Raw genomic sequence first — 18,659 nt, forward strand, 5'->3', positions numbered from 1 at the left:
CGGATGAAATGCACCCGCGCTCCACGTGTCCACGGGTCACCGCCGTTCGCCCATTGTCGGCACCTCGGGGTTACATGGACGCCATGCAGCAGCCGCAGACCCACACCACCGCCACCGACGCTTCCGCCACGTCCGGCACCGGCACGGCCGCCTCCGGCGCCGGCACCGCGACGGCCGCCGACCGCGCCGAGGTCCGGGCGCGGGCCGAGGCCGTCCTGCGCGAACTCGCCGGGCCGGCCGCCACGCTCCGCGACGACCAGTGGACGGCCATCGAGGCCCTGGTCGTCGACCACCGACGGGCCCTCGTGGTGCAGCGCACCGGCTGGGGGAAGTCCGCCGTCTACTTCATCGCCACCGCCCTGCTGCGCGCCCGCGGCGCAGGGCCGACGGTGATCGTCTCCCCCCTGCTCGCCCTGATGCGCAACCAGGTCGAGTCGGCGGCCCGGGCCGGCATCCACGCCCGCACCATCAACTCGGCCAACACCGACGAGTGGGACGCCATCCAGGCCGAGGTCGCGGCCGGCGCGGTGGACATCCTGCTGGTCAGCCCCGAGCGGCTGAACAACCCCGACTTCCGCGACCAGGTGCTGCCCAAGCTCGCCGCCTCCACCGGCCTGCTGGTGGTCGACGAGGCCCACTGCATCTCCGACTGGGGCCACGACTTCCGCCCCGACTACCGCCGGCTGCGCACCATGCTCGCCGACCTCTCGCCGGGCGTCCCGGTGCTGGCCACCACCGCCACGGCCAACGCCCGGGTCACCGCCGATGTCGCCGAGCAGCTCGGCACCGGCACCACCGACGCGCACGCGCTGGTGCTGCGCGGGCCGCTCGACCGGGAGAGCCTCACCCTCGGCGTGCTCGCCCTGCCGGATCCGGCGCACCGGCTCGCCTGGCTGGCCGACCACCTCGACCGGCTGCCCGGCTCCGGCATCGTCTACACCCTGACGGTGGCCGCCGCGGACGAGGTGACGGCCTTCCTGCGCGAGCGGGGCTTCGCGGTGGCCTCGTACTCGGGCCGCACCGAGGACGCCGAGCGCCGGACCGCCGAAGCCGACCTGCTGGCCAACCGGGTCAAGGCCCTGGTCGCCACCTCCGCGCTCGGCATGGGCTTCGACAAGCCCGACCTCGGCTTCGTGGTGCACCTGGGTTCTCCGAGCTCGCCGATCGCCTACTACCAGCAGGTGGGCCGGGCCGGCCGCGGCGTCGACCGGGCCGAGGTGCTGCTACTGCCCGGGCGCGAGGACGAGGCGATCTGGCGCTACTTCGCTTCGCTGGCCTTCCCGCCGGAGGAGCAGGTGCGCCGTACCATCGACGCGCTCGCCGGGGCCGGCCGGCCCCTCTCCACCGCCGCCCTGGAGCCCCGGGTGGACCTGCGCCGCGCCCGGCTGGAGACCATGCTCAAGGTCCTCGACGTGGACGGCGCGGTGCGGCGGGTCAAGGGCGGCTGGACGGCCACCGGGCAGAGCTGGGAGTACGACACCGCCCGGTACGCCAAGGTCGCGGCCTCCCGCGAGGCCGAGCAGCGGGCCATGCGCGAGTACGCGGCGGGTACCGGCTGCCGGATGGAGTTCCTGCGGCGGCAGCTCGACGACGAGCAGGCCGTGCCGTGCGGCCGCTGCGACAACTGCGCCGGGCCGCTGCACACCCCGGAGGTCTCCGCCGAGGCGCTGGACGCCGCCCGGGCCGCGCTCGGCCGGCCCGGGGTCAGCTTCGAGCCGCGCCGGCTCTGGCCCACCGGCATGGACGCGCTGGGCGTGCCGCTCAAGGGCCGCATCCCGGCGGGCGAGCAGGCCGAGACCGGCCGGGCCCTCGGCCGGCTCTCCGACATCGGCTGGGGCAACCGCCTGCGCACCCTGCTGGCCGACCAGGCGCCCGACACGCCCGTCCCCGGGGAGGCGGTGGACGCGCTGGTGGCGGTGCTGGCCGACTGGGCGCGCGGCCCCGGCGGCTGGGCCGGTCCCGAGACCAGCGACGGCACCCGGCTGGACCGGCCCGTCGGCGTGGTGACGATGGCCTCCTCCCGGAGGCCGCAACTGGTCGGCAGCCTCGGTGCCCGGATCGCCGAGATCGGGCGGCTGCCGCTGCTCGGGCAGATCGAGTACGCGACCGGGCAGCCCCCGCACGGCGCGCGCAGCAACAGTGCCCAGCGGCTGCACTCGCTGGCCGGCGCACTCGTCCTGCCGCCCGAAGTGGCGGCCGCGGTGGCCGGAGCGGGCGGGCCGGTGCTGCTGGTGGACGACCTGGTCGACTCCGGGTGGACGGTCACCGTCGCCGCCCGGCTGCTGCGCAAGGCCGGGGCGAGCGCCGTCCTGCCCCTGGTACTGGCCGTGCAGGGCTGAGGTACCGGGGCGGAGGCGGCGGAAGAAGCCGGAAGCCCGAGAGCGGCCGTCACTCGAATGGAGCAATGGAGGTGATCACCGGAACACCCGCGAACGCAGGACCCACCGATCGGGGACGAGGAGGGCGGATGTTGCCTGAGATGCTCCGCAGAGGCCTTCGGGTGGCCGTGATCGCGATCCGGCGCCACCCGAGTGGAGTGCACGCGGCTGTGGAATATATCCGGCAGAACGTTGGCTTTCGGGCGGCGTTCATCATTTCATCATTGCCGCTCCACCCCATCTGCCCTGAGAATTGGACCGTACCCGGAACCCGGTCCGACGGACCAGGACTTCGGCGTACGCACGTACCCGCGCGCCCGTGGGTCGGGAAGGAGGATCGTGATCAACGGTATCGGCCGAGGTCAGTATCCCCTCGCCCGGAGTTCGTCGCCCAGACGGGTGCTCGACCTGGAGACGTGGGCGGCCGCGGGGATCCCGTTGCTGCGCGATCCGCGCGAATTCGTCCTGGAGCTGCACCAACGCCACCTGCCCCAGCCGGGCACGGTCGTGGTCGGGGTGGTGGACGCGTCGCAACGGCTGACCGCCTCGGCCTCGTTCGCGCCCTGGCCCCGGCACACCGACGGCTGGCAGCACCGCAACGCGATCCTTGCGCACCTGCGCCAGGTCACCCCGCACGACCTGCGCCAGACCGCCCCGACCCGGACGGCCGTACTGCTCCGCTGCCGCGAAGGTGCGGCCGGCTGGACGGAGCAGGACGGCGCCTGGATGTGGGCCTTGCAGGACGCGGCTGTGCTGCACGGGCTGCGCTGCGGTTCGTACGTCGCACTCACCCCGGCGGGCTGGCAGATCCTCGGCGAGGATCGCAGCGGACGCACCCCGCACGCGGGTTCGTGGGAGGGCGGGCCGGTCCACACCGTGACCGAGCTGCCACCCCGGTCGGCGCTGCGCCAGCCGGCGGAGCGGAGCCAGCTCGGCGAGCGGTCGCAGCGCCCGCGGGCGTCCGAACCTCCGTGGGCTCCGGCCCGGGTGACGGCCATCGAGCCGGCGGCCCGGCGCACCGGCACCGGCTGACGCAACGGCGGCTGCAACGGCGGCTGCAACGGCGGCCGAGCCCACGGCTGCAGCTGCAGTTGCTACGGCTACGGCCTGAGGCAGGGCACGGCGCGCCGCCGACCGCAGGGCACAGCGCCCGGACGACGGGTCGCGGACCGCCAACGGGCCGTCGGCGCGCGCCTCGTCACCAGAGGCCGCGCCGGCCCTGCCCGAGCGCCCACCGCCCACCGGCACCCGCGCCGACCCCGCCCCGACCCCGACCCCGGCCCCAGCCCCGGCCCCGGCACAACGCGAACCGGGCCCGGTGCCTCGCGGCATCGGGCCCGGACGGTCCAGGGGTCTCAGACGCGAACGGGGCGGCTGGTGGGCGCGCCGGCGGCAGCCGCGGCGACGGGGCCGGCGTTGCCGCAGACCACCAGGAGCGCAGCCGCGTGGCCGAGCGCCTTGGTGTACGCCTCGGCGGCGCGGTCGGCCGTGCCGCCGTTGACGACCAGCACGACCACCTCACGGCGGGCCGGGCGGCTCAGCGCGGCGTCGGCGTAGAACACGTCATCGCCCTCGGCGAGTTGCGCCCAGTAGCGCTCCTCGCCGAAGGAGAGTTCGTGCTGCTGCCAGGGGTGGGCCTCACCGACCGTCAGCACCAGGATGTCGCCCGGGTTGCGGCCGCTCTCCAGCAGCTGGTCGACCGCCTCGTCGGCGCGGCCCAGGGCGTCCGCCAGGGAGGCAGCGACCTGCTGGACGGCGACCTGCGGTGCGGCGGGCGCCGGGCGTCGCGGGCCGGGCTTGGGGATCTGGGCCGTACGCGGCGGCGGCCCCGAACGGTCGGCGCGCGACGGCGCCGGCCGCGGCGGTGCGGGGCGCGGCGGTGCGGGGCGCGGGCCCGGCACCGGTGCGACGACCGGCGGTGCGGCAGTGACGGCCGACGGTACGGCGGCGGTCGAGCCGGCGGTGGCAGATGTGCGAAGGGCTTGTGCGTCCGACTCGCGGGGGAAGGGAACGCCGGGGCCCGGGAGGCTCTCGTGAATCTCCGGCTCCTCGGGGAAGACAGGCATACCCGGATATCTATCAAATGCCGGTCGGGAGCGCACGGGCACCCCACCTATTGGGCACCACGAACCGCCCGCCCCCACCCCGGCAATTCACGACGGAACGTCAGAAACCGAGCATCAACTGCTCGTCGGCCGGGCCTTCCGAACCCGGTCCGCCCGCGCCGAACCGGCTCCGCTTCAGATGGCGCCACTGGGGCAGCCCGTCCAGGTACGCCCAGGAGAGCCGGTGCTGTTCGGTCGGGCCGAACTCCTCCAGCGCGGCGCGGTGCACCGGGGACGGGTAGCCGGCGTTGTCGGCGAAGCCGTACTCCGGGTGCGCCTCGCCGAGTTCGGCCATCATCCCGTCGCGGTGCACCTTGGCGAGCACCGAGGCGGCCGAGACGCAGATGCAGGACTGGTCGCCCTTGATCACGGTGCGCACCCGCCAGGGCCCGCCGAGGTAGTCGTGCTTGCCGTCGAGTATCACCGCGTCCGGCTCCACCGGCAGCGCCTCCAGCGCACGGACGGCGGCCAGCCGGAGGGCGGCGGTCATCCCGAGCTCGTCGCACTCCAGCGCGGAGGCGTGACCGAGCGCGTACGCGGTGACCCAGTCGGCGAGCACCGGGGCGAGCGCCTCACGGCGCAGCTCGGTGAGCAGTTTGGAGTCGGTCAGACCCTCCGGCGGCTTGCGCAGGCCGGTGACGGCCGCGCCCACGGTGACCGGGCCGGCCCAGGCGCCGCGCCCGACCTCGTCGAGACCGACGACGATCTTGGCGCCGGCCCGGCGGAGCGAGCGCTCGACGGAGTGCGTCGGCGGAACGATGGGCATCGCGGTGTCCTTCGAGTGGGGCAACCTCCAGCGTAAGCCCCGCCCGGAGCAGCCCCGACCACGCTCACCCCCGCCGCACCCGCCCACGCCCACGCCTGCCAGCGCCCGCGCCCGCGCCCGCCAGCCCACGCCCACGCCACCCCACGTCCACGGCTACGGCTACGGCTACGGCTACGGCCACACCTACCAGCGCCCACGCCCACCCCACGCCCGCACGCCTCAGACGCGGATCAGCGGCACCAGCACCTCGTCCACCAGCTCGGCCGCGAACCCGGGGGCGATCCCCCGGCCGGAGGTCTTCACCCGGTACAGCAGCATCGCCGGGGCCACGTCGGCGACCAGCGGAGTGGCCGCGCCGGGCCGGACGTCGCCGCGCTCGGCACCCCGGCGGAGGATGTCCAGGATGGTGCCCTTGGTCGGCTCGATCACCCGCTGAACGATGAAGTCCTTGAACAGCTCGGCCTGTTCGTGGTCCAGCTCGGCCATCAACGCGTGCATCGCGCCACCCGCCCGGGAGCTCATCGCCTCGGTGAAACCCTCGATGAGCAGCAGCAATTCGCTGCGGGCGGACCCGAGGTCGGGGGTGTCGGCAGGCCGTGGCAGAGTGGAGTCCAGGGCATCGACGACCAGGTCCACCTTGGACGCCCAACGCCGGTACAGCGCGGCCTTTCCGGTCCGCGCGGCACTGGCGACGCCTTCCATCGTCAGCCGCGCGAATCCGCCGGAGGTGAGCTGGTCGAGCGCGGCCTCGAAGATCGCTTGTTCCAGCTCCTTGCCCCGGCGGCGCATCGGCCGGGACAGGACCTCGGCGGCCGCCCTGACCGGGCAGAGCGCCGCGGGCGCAGCTACCGGGGCAGGCGCTGGTTCGGGAGCGGCCGGGCGCTCCCCCGCCCGCTCCACGGTCCGTCCTGCCGCCCGGTCGGTCACCGGAGCCTTCGCCTGGCGCCGCACCAACTGATCCATCGCCACCAACCTTAGAGAACGCTTGCGTTCACAATATCGCCGAGGATATCGTCCAGATTAGTGAACGATCCCGTTCCTTCATAGCCTGCGGGACGCCGTGGGACCGTGCCGGGCGTCTGGTCCACGGCATACGAAGCAATAGCCAGCAGGGGGCATCAACTTGGCTATCTCCGACACACTCAGCAAGAGCTCACCATCGCAAGGCAGCAAGGGCCGGCGCAAGGGCATCACCCTGACCGTCATCGCGGCCACGCAGCTCATGGTGGTCCTCGACGCCACCATCGTGAACATCGCGCTGCCGCAGATCCGGGACGCGCTGAACTTCTCCACCACCAACCTGTCCTGGGTGATCAACGCCTACACACTGACCTTCGGCGGCCTGCTGCTGCTCGGCGGTCGCGCGGGTGACATCCTCGGCCGCCGCCGGGTGTTCATCGCCGGCACACTGCTCTTCGGCCTGGCCTCGCTGCTGGGAGGCTTCGCGCAGGACGGCGGCCTGCTGCTGGCCGCCCGCGCACTGCAGGGCATCGGCGGCGCGATCTGTTCACCGACCGCCTTCGCACTGATCGCGACCAACTTCGAGGAAGGCCCCGAACGCAACAAGGCGTTCGGTGTCTTCTCCGCGGTGGCCGGGGCGGGGGCGGCGATCGGCCTGCTGGCCGGCGGTGTGCTCACCGAGTACCTCGACTGGCGCTGGGTCTTCTTCGTCAACGTGCCGATCGCGGTCCTGATCGCGCTCGCCGCGCCCCGCTACATCGCCGAGTCGGAGCGCCACGAAGGCCGTTTCGACCTGCCCGGCGCGATGACCTCCACGCTCGGCCTGGTCGGCCTGGTCTACGGGTTCATCCGGGCCGCCTCGGACGGCTGGACGGATCCGCTCACGCTCGGCTCCTTCGCGGCCGGCGTGCTGCTGATAGCCGCGTTCCTGGTGATCGAGAACCGCACCGCGCAGCCGATCACCCCGCTGCACCTGTTCGCCAACCGGAACCGCACCGGCGGCCTGGTGATGATGCTCTGCCTGGCTGCGGCCATGTTCGGCATCTTCTTCTACGTCACGCTCTTCGTACAGGGACCGCTCGGGTACAGCCCGTTGAAGGCCGGATTCGCCTTCCTGCCGATCAGCGTGTCGATCATCATCGCCGCCCAGCTCGCCTCCGCCCTCCAGGCCAAGTACGGCCCCAAGCCGTTCATGGCCGGCGGCGCGCTGCTGGTCACCATCGGGCTCACCTGGCTGACGCAGATGAGCGCGGACAGCGGCTACGTGGACGGGGTGCTCGGCCCGACGGTGATCTTCGGCTTCGGCATGGGCCTGACCTTCGTGCCGGTGATGCTGCTCGCGGTTGCGGGGGTCGCCGGCGAGGAGACCGGCGCCGCCTCCGGCCTGCTCAACTCCATGCAGCAGATCGGCGGCTCCCTCGGCCTGTCGATCCTGACCACGGTGTTCGCGCACTACGCCACCGCCGAGGCCAAGCTGCAGGCGCCCGGCTTCCTGGCCACGGCCACGCCGGAGCAGCGCGCGGAGTTCCTGGAGAAGCACGAGTTCCCCAAGGGCACCGGCGCGGCCAACGAGGTGCTCGCGCAGGGCATTTCGCACGGCTTCATCGCGGGGGCGGCGCTCGCCGGCCTCGCCCTGGTGGTCGCGCTCGTCGTGATCAAGGCCAAGGCCAGCGACCTGCCGTCGGACGCCTCGGGTGTCGCGATGCACTGAGTCGCACACCACCGGCCTGAACGAACGCGAGGGCCTGAACGAACGCGAGGGGCTGAACGAACGCGAGGGGCCGGCCGGGAGCACAACGCTCCCGGCCGGCCCCGGCCCTTTGCACCGCGGAGGCGGCTCGCACCCGCCAGGTCAGCGGCTCAGTACCCTTCGAAGAAGCCGCGCTGCAGCCCCACCGACGCGCAGGCGTCCGAGGTCGCGTTCCGCGGGCCGACCGGCGGGCGCTCCAGCAGAATCCCGCGGGACCGCGACTCGGCAAAGCTGGTGGCGTACCAGGGCGAGGCCTCCTCGGGGAGCTCGGACCACTGCTTCTCCAGAGCACAGATCCGGTAGTCCTGCGGCAGCCGGTCCAGGGCCGGGACGGCGTCGAGCGAGAGGTCGCGGACATTGCGCAGGTCGATCTGACCGGTGCGCTCGAAGCGGGCCACGTTCTGCTCGGCGACGATCGCGTCCGGCCCGATCAGCCCGTAGACGGCGACGGTCAGCGCGCCGCTGAGCACCACGGCGCGAGGCAGCCAGGCGGCGGAGCGGACCAGCCCGGCCGTGATCAGCAGGACGAAGACGGCTCCCAGCCAGACCTCGACCACCAGCACCCAGAGCCGGAGCCTGGTCAGCCCGGAGGCGTCGACGTAGAACCACATCCGGCCGAGCGCCGAGGCGACCACGACCAGGGTGAGCAGGCAGAGCACGCCGAGCAGGATCCGGGCCAGTCGGCGGTCGGACTCGGAGCTGCGCGGCGCCCAGCGCTTGGCGACGGCGACCACGACCAGCGTCAGCACGGTGACGGCCATCAGCTGCCAGAAGCCCTGCCGGGCGTACTCGGAGCGGCTCATCCCGGTGTTCTCCATGATCGAGTCCCGGCCGCCGAGCACCACCACGGCCTGGACCAGCGCGAAGGCGCCGAACATCAGGTTGAGCGCGACCAGCGGCAGCGCCCACTCCAGCCGGCCGCGCTCGCGGCCGGGGCGGACCACCGTACGGTCCCAGCGGCGCGGACCGGCCGCGATGCGGGCGAAGCCCAGCGTGGTGGCCAAGCCGAGGACGAACAGCACCAGGCGCAGCGGGATCTCTCCGGGGGCGAAGCTGGGGCTGAGGCTCCCGAGGATGTCCGCCATGGCCGCGTCGGCGCTGGCGAACAGCCGGCCGAAGACGATCAGCAGCAGGACCGCCACCACCGCCGCGCGCAGCACCGGAACCAGCTTGCCGCGGCCGGGCAGGGCGAGGCCGCGCAGACTGTCCCGGGCCCAGCGCAGGCCGGGCACGAGCTGCCAGAGAATGCCCGGCAGGGCGAGCAGTACGCCCGCCCAGCGGCGGCCGCCGTGGAGCGCGAGCGAGGCCAGGGCCAGCGCGCAGACCGTGGACAGCACCGTCGGCCAGCCGGCGTCGGAGATCGCGGGCACGGCGAGCAGGACCAGGGCGACCAGACTCCAGGCCACCGTCCAGGGGCGTACCTTCCGGCCGGCCGACCGGGCGGCGAGGCCCGCGCCGACGGCGGCCACCGCGCCGCAGATCAGCAGGTTGACGCCGAATCCGTCGCCCAGCAGCCAGGCGGTCAGCAGACCGGTCAGTACGGCGGCCAGCAGCGCCCTCGGCGGGGCCGGGGCCTTGGTACCCGGGTCGCTGGGGCGCAGCCAGCCGTCGGGCCGTGGCACCCGTCCGGCGACCGGCGGGCGGTACGGGTTCGGTCCGACGGGTCCGCGGTACGGGTCGAAGCCGGACTGACCGGCCCCCGCCGTGCCGGGGCCGAACGGTGCGCCGGCCACCCGGCCGGGACCGAACGCACCCGCACCGGACGGAGCGGTACCGAACGGACCCGCACCGGACGGAGCGACACCGGACGGAGCGACACCGGACGGAGCGACACCGGACGGACCGGCACCGGACGGAGCGACACCGGACGGACCGGCACCGGCCGAATCCGCACCGGACGAGCCGGCGCCGGACGAGCCGGATTCGGACGGTCCGTCGGCCGGGGCGGGCGTGGAGAGACCGGACATGAGTACCCCCTCAGAGGTCGGTGGGCATGCGGAAGCCACCCTGGGGGCAGTCCGCCGGCAGGCGCACAGGCGCCGCGACTGGAGCCGACTGTAGACCATTCTGAACAGGTTCAAAAACACCGGGGCGCCTCCGTCACAGGGCTGTGACAGAAGCGCCCCTCTGCCCTGGACGCGAAAGTGAGGGCAGGTCAGCGGCTTGCCGGAGAAGACCCGGGGCTCAGTAGGAGCCGTACAGCGAGTACGCCAGCGAGTCCTTCACCGCCGGCCCGAAGGCCGCCGGCCAGGTACCGAAGGGCACCGCCGCGTTGCTGTAGGCGCCCGAGCCGGCCGGGCCGGTGGAGTAGTTCATGTTGTTGACCGTGGCGCCGGTGCCGTTGCTGTTGTAGACGAACCAGTACGCCGTGTTGGCGCTCAGCGTGGCGCTGACCGGCAACGAGTTCCAGGCGTTGGGGGTCAGCGTGCCGCTGCCGGTGGCCGCCACCAGGGAGCCGGGCGAGCCGCCCGCGTCGGTGTAGACCGCCAGCTGGTACTGGTTGTCGGGCGCCGCGCTGACCGGGCCGACGTGCACGCTCAGCGAGGTCAGCGGCACGGCGGCGGCGCCCGTGGTGACCCGGCTTCCGTTGAGGTGGTTGGAGTCGGTGTCGTCGATCAGTGAGCCGACCACGGTGTTGCCGAGCGTCTTCGGCGGCCCTCCCCCGGTGGTGAACGAGAGCGTGGCCGGGTTCGCCAGCGCGTTGCCGGAGGTGTCGCGGACGCCCTGGACGGTCGCGGTGTACCCGGTGGTGAGCGCGAGTGGGGCGCCCGGCGTGAAGACGACGCCGTTGGTGGCGCCGTCGTAGGCCACCGTGCCCGCGACGGCGCTGCCGCCGGCGGTGCGCAGGGTGACGGCGGAGGCGGTGACGCTCGCCTGGTCCAGCGGCTCGCTGAACGAGAAGCGCACCGCCGTGCCCGGGGCGACCCCGGTGGCGCCGGCTGCCGGGCTGGTCCCGGTGACGGTGGGCGGGGTGGTGTCCCGGCCGTACGAGGCGGCGTAGGAGCCCACCGCACCGTCGAAGAACGCGTACGACACGCCCTTGATCGTCTCGATCCGGTACGGGACCGCGCGGCCGCCGGAGGAGATGCCGGTCAGCGTGCCGGAGGCGGCGGAGACCGGCAGCATCGCGCGCAGGCCGTTGGCCCCGCCGGTGATGTCGAAGGTCAGCGAACTCCCGCTCCAGGCCAGCTTGGAGAAGGCCGAGCCGTTGCGCGCGTCCAGCCAGGCGAGCATCTGCCGGCCGGAGACCACCGGGACGCCGCGCGCCTTGGCGGCGGCGATGACCGCGTCCGAGGCGGAGGAGGCGGCGAAGTCGGTGTGGATGTTGGCGGTGAGCGCCGCGTAGTAGCCCTTGGCGCCGTAGGCGGCGTCGAGCAGCGTGGTGATGGTGCCCGGGTAGGACTGGCCGGACTCGTCGGTGAGCTGGGTGGTGGCCTGGTACTCGTCGATCACGCTGCCGTCGGTGTCGGCGAAGCGCATGATCTGGGCGGTGCCGTTGAAGTAACCGGGCCGGTCCTTGGTGAAGTTGGACGGGTAGAAGTAGTAGTCGGTGTCCAGCCGGATCCCGTTGGCCAGCTTGGTCTTCGCCTGGGTGGCCCAGTCGTCCCACTCCACGCAGTGCGTGCGGCTGCTCGACGGGCCCGGCAGCGAGGGGTACTTGGCCCGCCACTGGGCCAGCTGGTCGCGGTAGAAGCCCTGGAGGGCCGCGGTGGTGCCCCAGGGGCGGCAGTTGGTCGTGACGTGGACGCCCACCTCGAAGCCCTGGTCGGTGTAGGCCTGCGCCTGCGCCGGGGTCAGCGGGTCGTCGGTGTAGATGTACGAGGAGCCGCGCACGCACTCCCAGTCGGCGACGGAGCAGCCGGGCGGGCTCTGGGCGATGTAGCCGTCCCAGCGGCCGGCCGTACCGCCGACACCGTGGTCGTCGCCGGTCATCACCACCACGGCCTTGACGTCCCGCGGGAAGTACCAGAAGCGCGGGAGCGGCTTGTTGGCGGCGTCGACCAGGGTGATCAGGTTGGCCAGCAGCCGCTGCTGTTCGTCCGCGATCGGGATCAGCGCCTTGTCGAGGTTGTTCCAGTCCGGCTGGCCGCCCGTACCGAAGAACATCTCGCTGGCCTCGTAGCCGTCGGTGCTGTCGCGCTGCTGGCCGGCCCAGGCGATGTTGCCCTGGCGGGTCTGCACCACCGACCTGGCCAGGTCGTAGCTGAACGCGGCGGCCCGTCCGCTGCCGGCCGTGCGGAGGGTGACGGCCGGGTTGGCGGTGGCGGTGGCGGCGTCGCTGTACAGGGTGGCGACGGCGGTGGCGCCGCTGAGCGTGTAGAGGTCGGCGGGCCCGTGGTAGCCCATGGTGTCGCCGGTGATCCCGGTGCCGGGCGCGGCGCCGGTGTCCACCTTGAGGTAGGCGTCGGCGCGGGTCCCGGCCGCCGGGGTGAGGCCGAACAGCGGCGCGAGCTGCTTGTCCGGGCGCATCGCGACCAGCCGGCCGCCGCCGCTGGTCCAGCTGGTGAGTGTCGCGGCCTGGGCCGCGGTGAGTGGCGTCTCGCCGAGCAGCACCACGTCGTAGGAGGCGAGCAGCGAGCTGGTCACGGCCGAGATGTCCACCGTGCGGTAGGAGTTGAGACCCTCGGCCTTGAGGATCTCGGCGAGGTAGCGGCTGTACGGGTTGGCCTGGCTGGTGACCAGCAGGATCGGCCCCTCGCCGCCCGGTCCGGCGCCGGGCGGCGGGGGCGGCGGGGTCTCCTCCGGGGTGTACGTCGCGTAGATCGAGAAGCTCAGGCCACTGGCCGTGGACGCGCCGAAGTCGGCCGGCCAACTGCCGAACGCCCGGCCGCCGTTGCCGTACACACTGGTGCCGCCGGCGCTGTAGTGCAGGTTGTTGACGGCCGCGCCCGAGCCGTTGCTGTTGTAGGCCAGCCAGTAGGGCGTGTTGGCGGAGAGGCCCGCCGTCAGCGGCACGGTGTTCCAGCTGTTGGCGGTGAGGGTCGCGGAGCCGCTGCTCGCCAGCAGGGCGCCCGGGCTGCCCGCGTTGTCGCGGTAGACCGCCGCCTGGAACTGGTTGTCGGGTGCGGCGTCCACCGCGCCCACGTAGACGCTGATGCTGCTGACCGTGCCGCCCGCCGCGCCGGTGACGTACCGGGACGCGTTGAGGTAGTCGGAGTCGTCCGAGTCGGTGGACGGACCGACCGCCGTGGAGCCCAGGGTAGCCGTGGCGGCCGCCGCGGGGGCGGCTCCCGGGCCGGCCGCCAGCGCCGCGGCCGTGCTCAGGGCCGCCAGCAGGGCCGCGATCCTCCTCCGCCACCGGGTGCCCGGGCCCGCACTTGCCCGGAGGCCCGGACGAGTGCCTGTGCGTAGGCCTGTACCTGCCATGACCGCCCCCTATGCCCGCTTCGGCCAACTGCCCCTAACGGTGTACCGGTTGCGCGGCGAGCGTGTCCACGGAACCGCCACAATCCCCCGCCGGGACGCGTCACCCCTTGACCGTCGCCGCTTCGACCGTCACCGCTTTGGCACCCCTTGACCGCCACCGCTTGACCGCCGCCCCCCGTGACAGTCCTGCTTCGACCGCCACCGCTTGAACCGTCGCCCTTTCGAGCGTCACCCCTTGACGGATCCGGCCAGCAGGCCGCGGACGAAGTACCGCTGGAGGCCGAAGAAGACCACCAGCGGGATCACGATCGACAGGAACGCCCCGGCGGTGAGCAGCTCCCAGCGCCCGCCGAAGGAGCCGGAGAGCTGCGCCAGCCGGACCGTCATCGGAGCCACCTCCGGGGTGCCGCCGGCGAAGGTCAGCGCCACCAGCAGGTCGTTCCAGACCCAGAGGAACTGGAAGATGGCGAACGAGGCCAGCGCCGGTGTGCACAGCGGCAGCACGATCGACCGGAAGATCTTGAAGTGCGAGGCGCCGTCCACCACCGCCGCCTCCATCAGGTCGCGCGGCAGCTGGGCGATGAAGTTGTGCAGCAGGAAGATCGCCAGCGGCAGCGCGAACATGGTGTGCGCCAGCCAGACCGGCGCATACGTGCCCTTCAGGTCCACCGCCGGGATCAGCGTCAGCGAGCCCAGGTGCGCGCCGCCGGAGAACAGCCGCAGCAGCGGGATCAGCGCCATCTGGATCGGCACCACCTGGAGCGCGAAGACCACGAAGAACACCGTGTCACTGCCCCGGAACCGCACCCAGGCCAGCCCGTACGCGGCCATCGCCGCCAGCACCAACGGGAAGAGCGTCGCCGGGACGCTGATCGCCAGCGAGTTCACCAGGAACGGCATCAGGCCGGTGGAGACGCCGGAGCCGCCCTCGAACAGCACCGTGTGGTAGTTGGAGAGGCCGAGGTCGGGGTGGAGGAGGGCGTTCCACCAGCCGTCGGCGGTGACGTCCTGCTTGGGGCGCAGCGAGGTGACCAGCAGGCCGAGGGTGGGGATGGTCCAGAGCACGGTCACCGCGATCACGAAGACCGAGGCGAGCGGGCTGCTGAAGGCCTGCCGAACCGGGCCGCGACGGTCGCCCGCCGGCCGGCGCCCACCCGACCGACGGCGCCCGCCCGGCCAACGGCTCCCACCCGACGGACGGCGCCCGCGCACCGGATCGAGCACGCTCATCGGACCCCACGCTCCTTCCGCAGCTGGACGATGTTGTAGGCCACCAGTGGCAGCACCGCGAGGAAGAGGATCACCGCGAGCGCACTGCCCCGCCCGGTGTTGAACTGCACGAAGGACTGCGAGTACATCTCGTTGGCCAGCACCTGGGTGCCGAAGTTGCCGCCCGTCATGGTGCGGACGATGTCGAAGGCCTTCAGCGTCGTGATCATGACGGTGGTGAGCACCACCACCACCGTGGTGCGGATCATCGGCACCGTGACGTACCAGAACAGCCGCACCCCGCCGGCGCCGTCCAGCCGGGCGGCCTCGGTGACCTCGTCCGGGATCGCCTTGATCGCGGCCGAGAGCACCACCATCGCGAAGCCGGTCTGCACCCAGACCATGACCGCCATCAGCAGGAAGGTGTTCAGCGGCTGGGAGAGCATCCAGTTCGGCGGGTGCTCCCAGCCCAGCGCGATGGCGAGCTGGCTGAGCAGGCCGATCTGGTGCTGAGAGGCGTCCCGGGACTCGTAGACGAACTTGAAGATGATCGAGGCGCCGACCAGCGAGATCGCCATCGGCATGAAGATCAGCGACTTGTAGACCGCCTGGCCGCGCATCCGGTCCACCAGCAGCGCCAGCACCAGGCCCAGGCCGGTCGCGGCCAGGGGCGCGACCACCAGCCAGAGCAGGGTGGTGACCAGGATCTTCTGCACCGAGTCGGTGGTGAACGCCCAGCCGAAGTTCTCGCCGCCGACGAACCGGCTGCTGTCGTCGTTGTACAGGCTCAGGTAGACGGTGCGGACCAGCGGGGCGACCAGGCCGACCAGCAGCAGCACCACCGCCGGGCCGAGGAAGACCGCGACGGCCAGCGGGCGGGCGATCCGGCCGGACGCCCGGCCGGCGGCCAGGAAGACCAGCAGCAGGATTCCGAGGAAGCCCGCGATCGCGCCGAAGCTGTTGCCGAACTTGACGGCCGCGTCACCCCAGGCACCGGCGGCCGGCGTGCCGTCCGCGAGCGCGGTGGCGGTCAGGGACATGGCTGCGCGTCCTTTCCCTGCCGCAGGCAGAGAGGAGGGGCGGGCGGTGCGGGTGGGTGGCCCCGCACCGCCCTCGACAGATGGTCCTCACGTGGCGCCCGGCGCGCCGCTACTGCGGCCAGGCCGCGTCGATGTCGGCGGCGGTCTTCTGGACGGACTGGCCCTCGGCGAACCAGGCGGTCAGCGACTTCCACTCCTGCCCGGCGCCGACCGCGGCCGGCATGAGGTCCGAACCGTCGAAGCGGAAGGTGGCCGCCGGGTCGGTCAGCGCGTCGGCGGAGAGCCGGTCGATCGGGTCGGTGTAGAGGCTCTTGTCCACGCCCTGGTTGGCGGAGACCCAGCCCGTCGCGGTCTTCACGCGGCTGCTCGCCCAGTCCGAGCTGGACAGGTAGTTCTGCACCGCCTGCACCTCGGGCCGGCTCGCGAACGCGGTCAGGAACTCGCCGCCGCCCTCGACCGGGTTGGCGACCTGCGGGTTCACCGCCGGCAGGTGGAAGGCGAAGATGTCGCCGTCCGGGCCCACGTTGGTGCCCTTGGGCCACTGCGCCTTGTAGAAGGACGCCTGCTGGAGCAGGAGGCACTTGCCGGTGAGGATCGGCGCGCCCGCGTCCTGGAAGGTCGTGGTGGCGATCGACTTCACGTCGCCGTAGCCCCCGTTGACCCAGGCCGGGTTCTGCATCCAGTCCGCGACGGTCTTCATCGCCGTGGTGATCTTCTCGTCGGAGAACTTCACCTTGTGGCTCACCCACTGGTCGTACACGTCACCGCCGTACGAGCCCAGCACCACTTCCTCCAGCCAGTCGGTGGCCGGCCAGCCGGTGGCCGTCCCGGAGGCGATGCCGCCGCACCACGGCTTGCCGCCGCCGGCCTTGGCGATCCGGTCGCTGAGCGCCATCAGGTCGGCCCAGGTCTTGGGGACCTCGTAGCCGGCCTGCTTGAAGGTCTTCGGCGAGTACCAGACCAGGGACTTCATGTTGGCGCTCATCGGCGCCGCGTAGAAGGTGCCGTTCACCGAGCCGTAGGTCTTCCAGACCGGGCTCCACTTCTCCTGGTTGGCGACGGTCTGCGCGGGCGGCTTCACCACCTTGCCGCTCTTCACCATCTGCGCCAGCAGCCCGGGCTGCGGGATGATCGCGAAGTCGGGGGCGTTGCCGCCGGTCACCCGGACCGGCAGCTGGGACTCGAAGTCGTTCGAGCCCTCGTAGCTGATCTTGATGCCGGTACAGGAGCTGAACTCGGACCAGGACTTCTCCAGGTTGTCCGACTCCGGGCTGAGGATCGACGCGAAGACCGTCACCGTGGTGCCCGAATGCCCCGCGTACGGCTGGTACTTGGCGCAGTCACCGGCCAGGGTCTGCCCCCCGCCGCCCGAACCGCCCCCCGAGCTGCTCGAACTGTTGGAGCAGGCCGCGGTCAGCGCCAGTGCCGCCAGCAGGGCGGGTACGGCGACCAGACGGCGGGAACGGGTGGAGGGCGTACACGTGGACGGCACGGTCGGGGTGGGGGTCAATGCGGTCCTCCTCGCCAGGGCGCAGAGCGCCGGCAGTACGACAGAACGACATTGCGCTGTACCGGAGATCGACATGGACGCGGCGGCGGCCGGTTTGACGACGTTAACGCAGCGGCCACCCCTCGCCAAGGTCCGCGTTCGACCTTCATCCACGCATCGCCCAAGTTGTGACCCGGGCACGTGCCCCGCCCGCACCCGAGACCCGGGGCCGTGCCCCGCCCGAACGCCACACGGCCCCGCCCTACCGTCGCACGGCACCCCCGAACGCCACACGGCCCCGCCCGGGCCTGACGGGCCGGACGGGGCCGTGCGACGACCTGCCGTCAGCGGAGCCGGACGGGCAGCTCCCGCAGCGAGTTGACCACCAGCGACGGGCTCGGCCGCAGCTCCTCGTCCCCCACCGCCAGCGCCAGCTCCGGGAACCGCTCGAACAGTGCCGGCAGCGCGACCCCCGCCTCCAGCCGGGCCAGCGGCGACCCGGGGCAGACATGCGGGCCGTGGCCGAACGAGAGGTGGCGGATCGGGTCACGGGTGATGTCGAACAGCTCGGCGGTCATGCCGTGCTGCGCCGGGTCGCGGCCGATCGCGTTGTACGAGATCAGCACCGGCTCGCCCGCGGGGATCACCACCTCACCCACCTCGACGTCCCCGGTGGTGAACCGGAAGAGGAAGTTGCTGGTCGGCGGCGTCCAGCGGAGCGACTCCTCGACCACCGCGTCCCACCCGACCTTGCCCGAGCGCACCAGCTCCAGCTGGTCCGGGTGGGCCAGCAAGGCCCGGACGGCGTTGCCGATCAGGTTCACGGTGGTCTCGTGGCCCGCCGCGATGATCACCCGCAGGGTGGCCGCCGCCTCCGCGTCGCTCAGCGCGCCGCCCTCGGTGTCCGCCGCCAGCAGCACGCTGGCCAGGTCGTCGCCGGGCGCCGAACGACGCTGCGCCACCAGGTCGTTGACGAAGGCGTTCAGCCCGGCGATGGTCGCCTGGATGCCCTCGGGGTTGGGCCGGATGCCGAAGAACCGCTCGTACAGGTCGCGCAGGTGGCCGTGGTCGGACTCCGGCACGCCGAGCAGCGAGCAGATCACCGTCATCGGCAGCGGGAAGGCGAACGCGGTCTTGAGGTCCACCTCCCGCTCCCCCGCCGCCAGCGCGTCCAGCAGCCCGAGGGTGATCTCCTCCACCCGCGGGCGCATCAGCTCCACCCGGCGCGGCGTGAACGCCTGGGCCACCAGCGCGCGCAGCCGCCGGTGCTCGGCGCCGTCGGTGGTCACCATGCTCGGGCCGGGCACCGCCAGGCCGATCAGCGGCCACGTCTTCGGCACGTCGCCGCGCTGGTAGGCAGCCCAGTGCGAGGCGTCCTTCACCAGCCGGGCGTCGGTCAGCAGGTCCCGCGCGGCCGCGTGCTGCGTCACCGCCCAGGCGGCGACCCCGCCGGGCAGCTCCACCGCCACCGCCGGGCCGGCGGCGCGCAGCAGCGCACCCTCGGCGGCGTTGTCGCGCGCCAGCGGATCGAGGGCTATCGGGGCGGTCATCGGCACAACTCTCCTTGAGGTCCTGGTTCTTGCAACAGCCGGACA

Annotated in this window: 12 protein-coding genes; 3 read left to right on the forward strand and 9 right to left on the reverse strand. The window is 72.8% G+C overall.

What is annotated here, in order from left to right; genetic code table 11:
• The first annotated feature begins 83 nt into the window (after positions 1-83).
• Complete coding sequence (locus ACZ5WK_RS30085; RefSeq protein ID WP_465551980.1) at positions 84-2,339, forward strand: RecQ family ATP-dependent DNA helicase; 2,256 nt, start codon at positions 84-86, stop codon at positions 2,337-2,339.
• A 375-nt stretch (positions 2,340-2,714) separates the two neighbouring features.
• Positions 2,715-3,410: a hypothetical protein gene (locus ACZ5WK_RS30090; RefSeq protein WP_465552040.1), complete on the forward strand. Its 696-nt coding sequence runs from the start codon at positions 2,715-2,717 to the stop codon at positions 3,408-3,410.
• 323 nt (positions 3,411-3,733) lie between these two features.
• On the opposite strand, the gene ACZ5WK_RS30095 is transcribed toward ACZ5WK_RS30090, so the two are convergent.
• The 3 genes from ACZ5WK_RS30095 to ACZ5WK_RS30105 form a co-directional block, all read right to left on the reverse strand.
• Positions 3,734-4,444: a hypothetical protein gene (locus tag ACZ5WK_RS30095; RefSeq protein WP_465551982.1), complete on the reverse strand. Its 711-nt coding sequence runs from the start codon at positions 4,442-4,444 to the stop codon at positions 3,734-3,736.
• Positions 4,445-4,544: 100 nt separating this feature from the next.
• Positions 4,545-5,249: a ribonuclease HII gene (locus tag ACZ5WK_RS30100; protein ID WP_465551984.1), complete on the reverse strand. Its 705-nt coding sequence runs from the start codon at positions 5,247-5,249 to the stop codon at positions 4,545-4,547.
• A gap of 219 nt (positions 5,250-5,468) precedes the next feature.
• A complete protein-coding gene (locus ACZ5WK_RS30105; protein ID WP_465551986.1) occupies positions 5,469-6,212 on the reverse strand; it encodes a TetR/AcrR family transcriptional regulator in 744 nt (247 codons plus the stop codon).
• Between the two features lie 160 nt (positions 6,213-6,372).
• On the opposite strand from ACZ5WK_RS30105, the gene ACZ5WK_RS30110 reads away from it, so the two are divergent.
• Complete coding sequence (locus ACZ5WK_RS30110) at positions 6,373-7,920, forward strand: MFS transporter (RefSeq protein WP_465551988.1); 1,548 nt, start codon at positions 6,373-6,375, stop codon at positions 7,918-7,920.
• 149 nt (positions 7,921-8,069) lie between these two features.
• Here ACZ5WK_RS30110 and ACZ5WK_RS30115 read toward each other — a convergent pair whose 3' ends face one another.
• The 6 genes from ACZ5WK_RS30115 to ACZ5WK_RS30140 form a co-directional block, all read right to left on the reverse strand.
• Complete coding sequence (locus tag ACZ5WK_RS30115; RefSeq protein WP_465551990.1) at positions 8,070-9,692, reverse strand: DUF4153 domain-containing protein; 1,623 nt, start codon at positions 9,690-9,692, stop codon at positions 8,070-8,072.
• Positions 9,693-10,143: 451 nt separating this feature from the next.
• Entirely contained in the window at positions 10,144-13,326 is a 3,183-nt protein-coding gene (locus tag ACZ5WK_RS30120) for an Ig-like domain-containing protein (RefSeq protein ID WP_465551992.1), read from the reverse strand.
• Between the two features lie 228 nt (positions 13,327-13,554).
• Positions 13,555-14,556: a carbohydrate ABC transporter permease gene (locus ACZ5WK_RS30125; RefSeq protein ID WP_465551994.1), complete on the reverse strand. Its 1,002-nt coding sequence runs from the start codon at positions 14,554-14,556 to the stop codon at positions 13,555-13,557.
• A complete protein-coding gene (locus ACZ5WK_RS30130; protein ID WP_465551996.1) occupies positions 14,553-15,575 on the reverse strand; it encodes a carbohydrate ABC transporter permease in 1,023 nt (340 codons plus the stop codon). The genes ACZ5WK_RS30125 and ACZ5WK_RS30130 overlap by 4 nt, the downstream gene beginning before the upstream one ends.
• Before the next feature lie 109 nt (positions 15,576-15,684).
• On the reverse strand, positions 15,685-17,085 hold the full coding sequence (locus tag ACZ5WK_RS30135; RefSeq protein WP_465551998.1) for an ABC transporter substrate-binding protein: 1,401 nt from the start codon (positions 17,083-17,085) through the stop codon (positions 15,685-15,687).
• A 323-nt stretch (positions 17,086-17,408) separates the two neighbouring features.
• On the reverse strand, positions 17,409-18,614 hold the full coding sequence (locus ACZ5WK_RS30140) for a cytochrome P450 family protein (protein WP_465552000.1): 1,206 nt from the start codon (positions 18,612-18,614) through the stop codon (positions 17,409-17,411).
• Positions 18,615-18,659 lie beyond the last annotated feature (45 nt).

The sequence above is a fragment of the Kitasatospora sp. NPDC032757 genome, assembly GCF_055579305.1.

Bases quoted from the DNA above. Each gene is read 5' to 3' on its own strand.
- ACZ5WK_RS30085 (WP_465551980.1), top strand. From the start codon at position 84: ATGCAGCAGCCGCAGACCCACACCACCGCCACCGACGCTTCCGCCACG.
- ACZ5WK_RS30095 (WP_465551982.1), bottom strand. From the start codon at position 4,444: ATGCCTGTCTTCCCCGAGGAGCCGGAGATTCACGAGAGCCTCCCGGGC.
- ACZ5WK_RS30100 (WP_465551984.1), bottom strand. From the start codon at position 5,249: ATGCCCATCGTTCCGCCGACGCACTCCGTCGAGCGCTCGCTCCGCCGG.
- ACZ5WK_RS30105 (WP_465551986.1), bottom strand. From the start codon at position 6,212: ATGGATCAGTTGGTGCGGCGCCAGGCGAAGGCTCCGGTGACCGACCGG.
- ACZ5WK_RS30120 (WP_465551992.1), bottom strand. From the start codon at position 13,326: ATGGCAGGTACAGGCCTACGCACAGGCACTCGTCCGGGCCTCCGGGCA.
- ACZ5WK_RS30125 (WP_465551994.1), bottom strand. From the start codon at position 14,556: ATGAGCGTGCTCGATCCGGTGCGCGGGCGCCGTCCGTCGGGTGGGAGC.
- ACZ5WK_RS30130 (WP_465551996.1), bottom strand. From the start codon at position 15,575: ATGTCCCTGACCGCCACCGCGCTCGCGGACGGCACGCCGGCCGCCGGT.
- ACZ5WK_RS30140 (WP_465552000.1), bottom strand. From the start codon at position 18,614: ATGACCGCCCCGATAGCCCTCGATCCGCTGGCGCGCGACAACGCCGCC.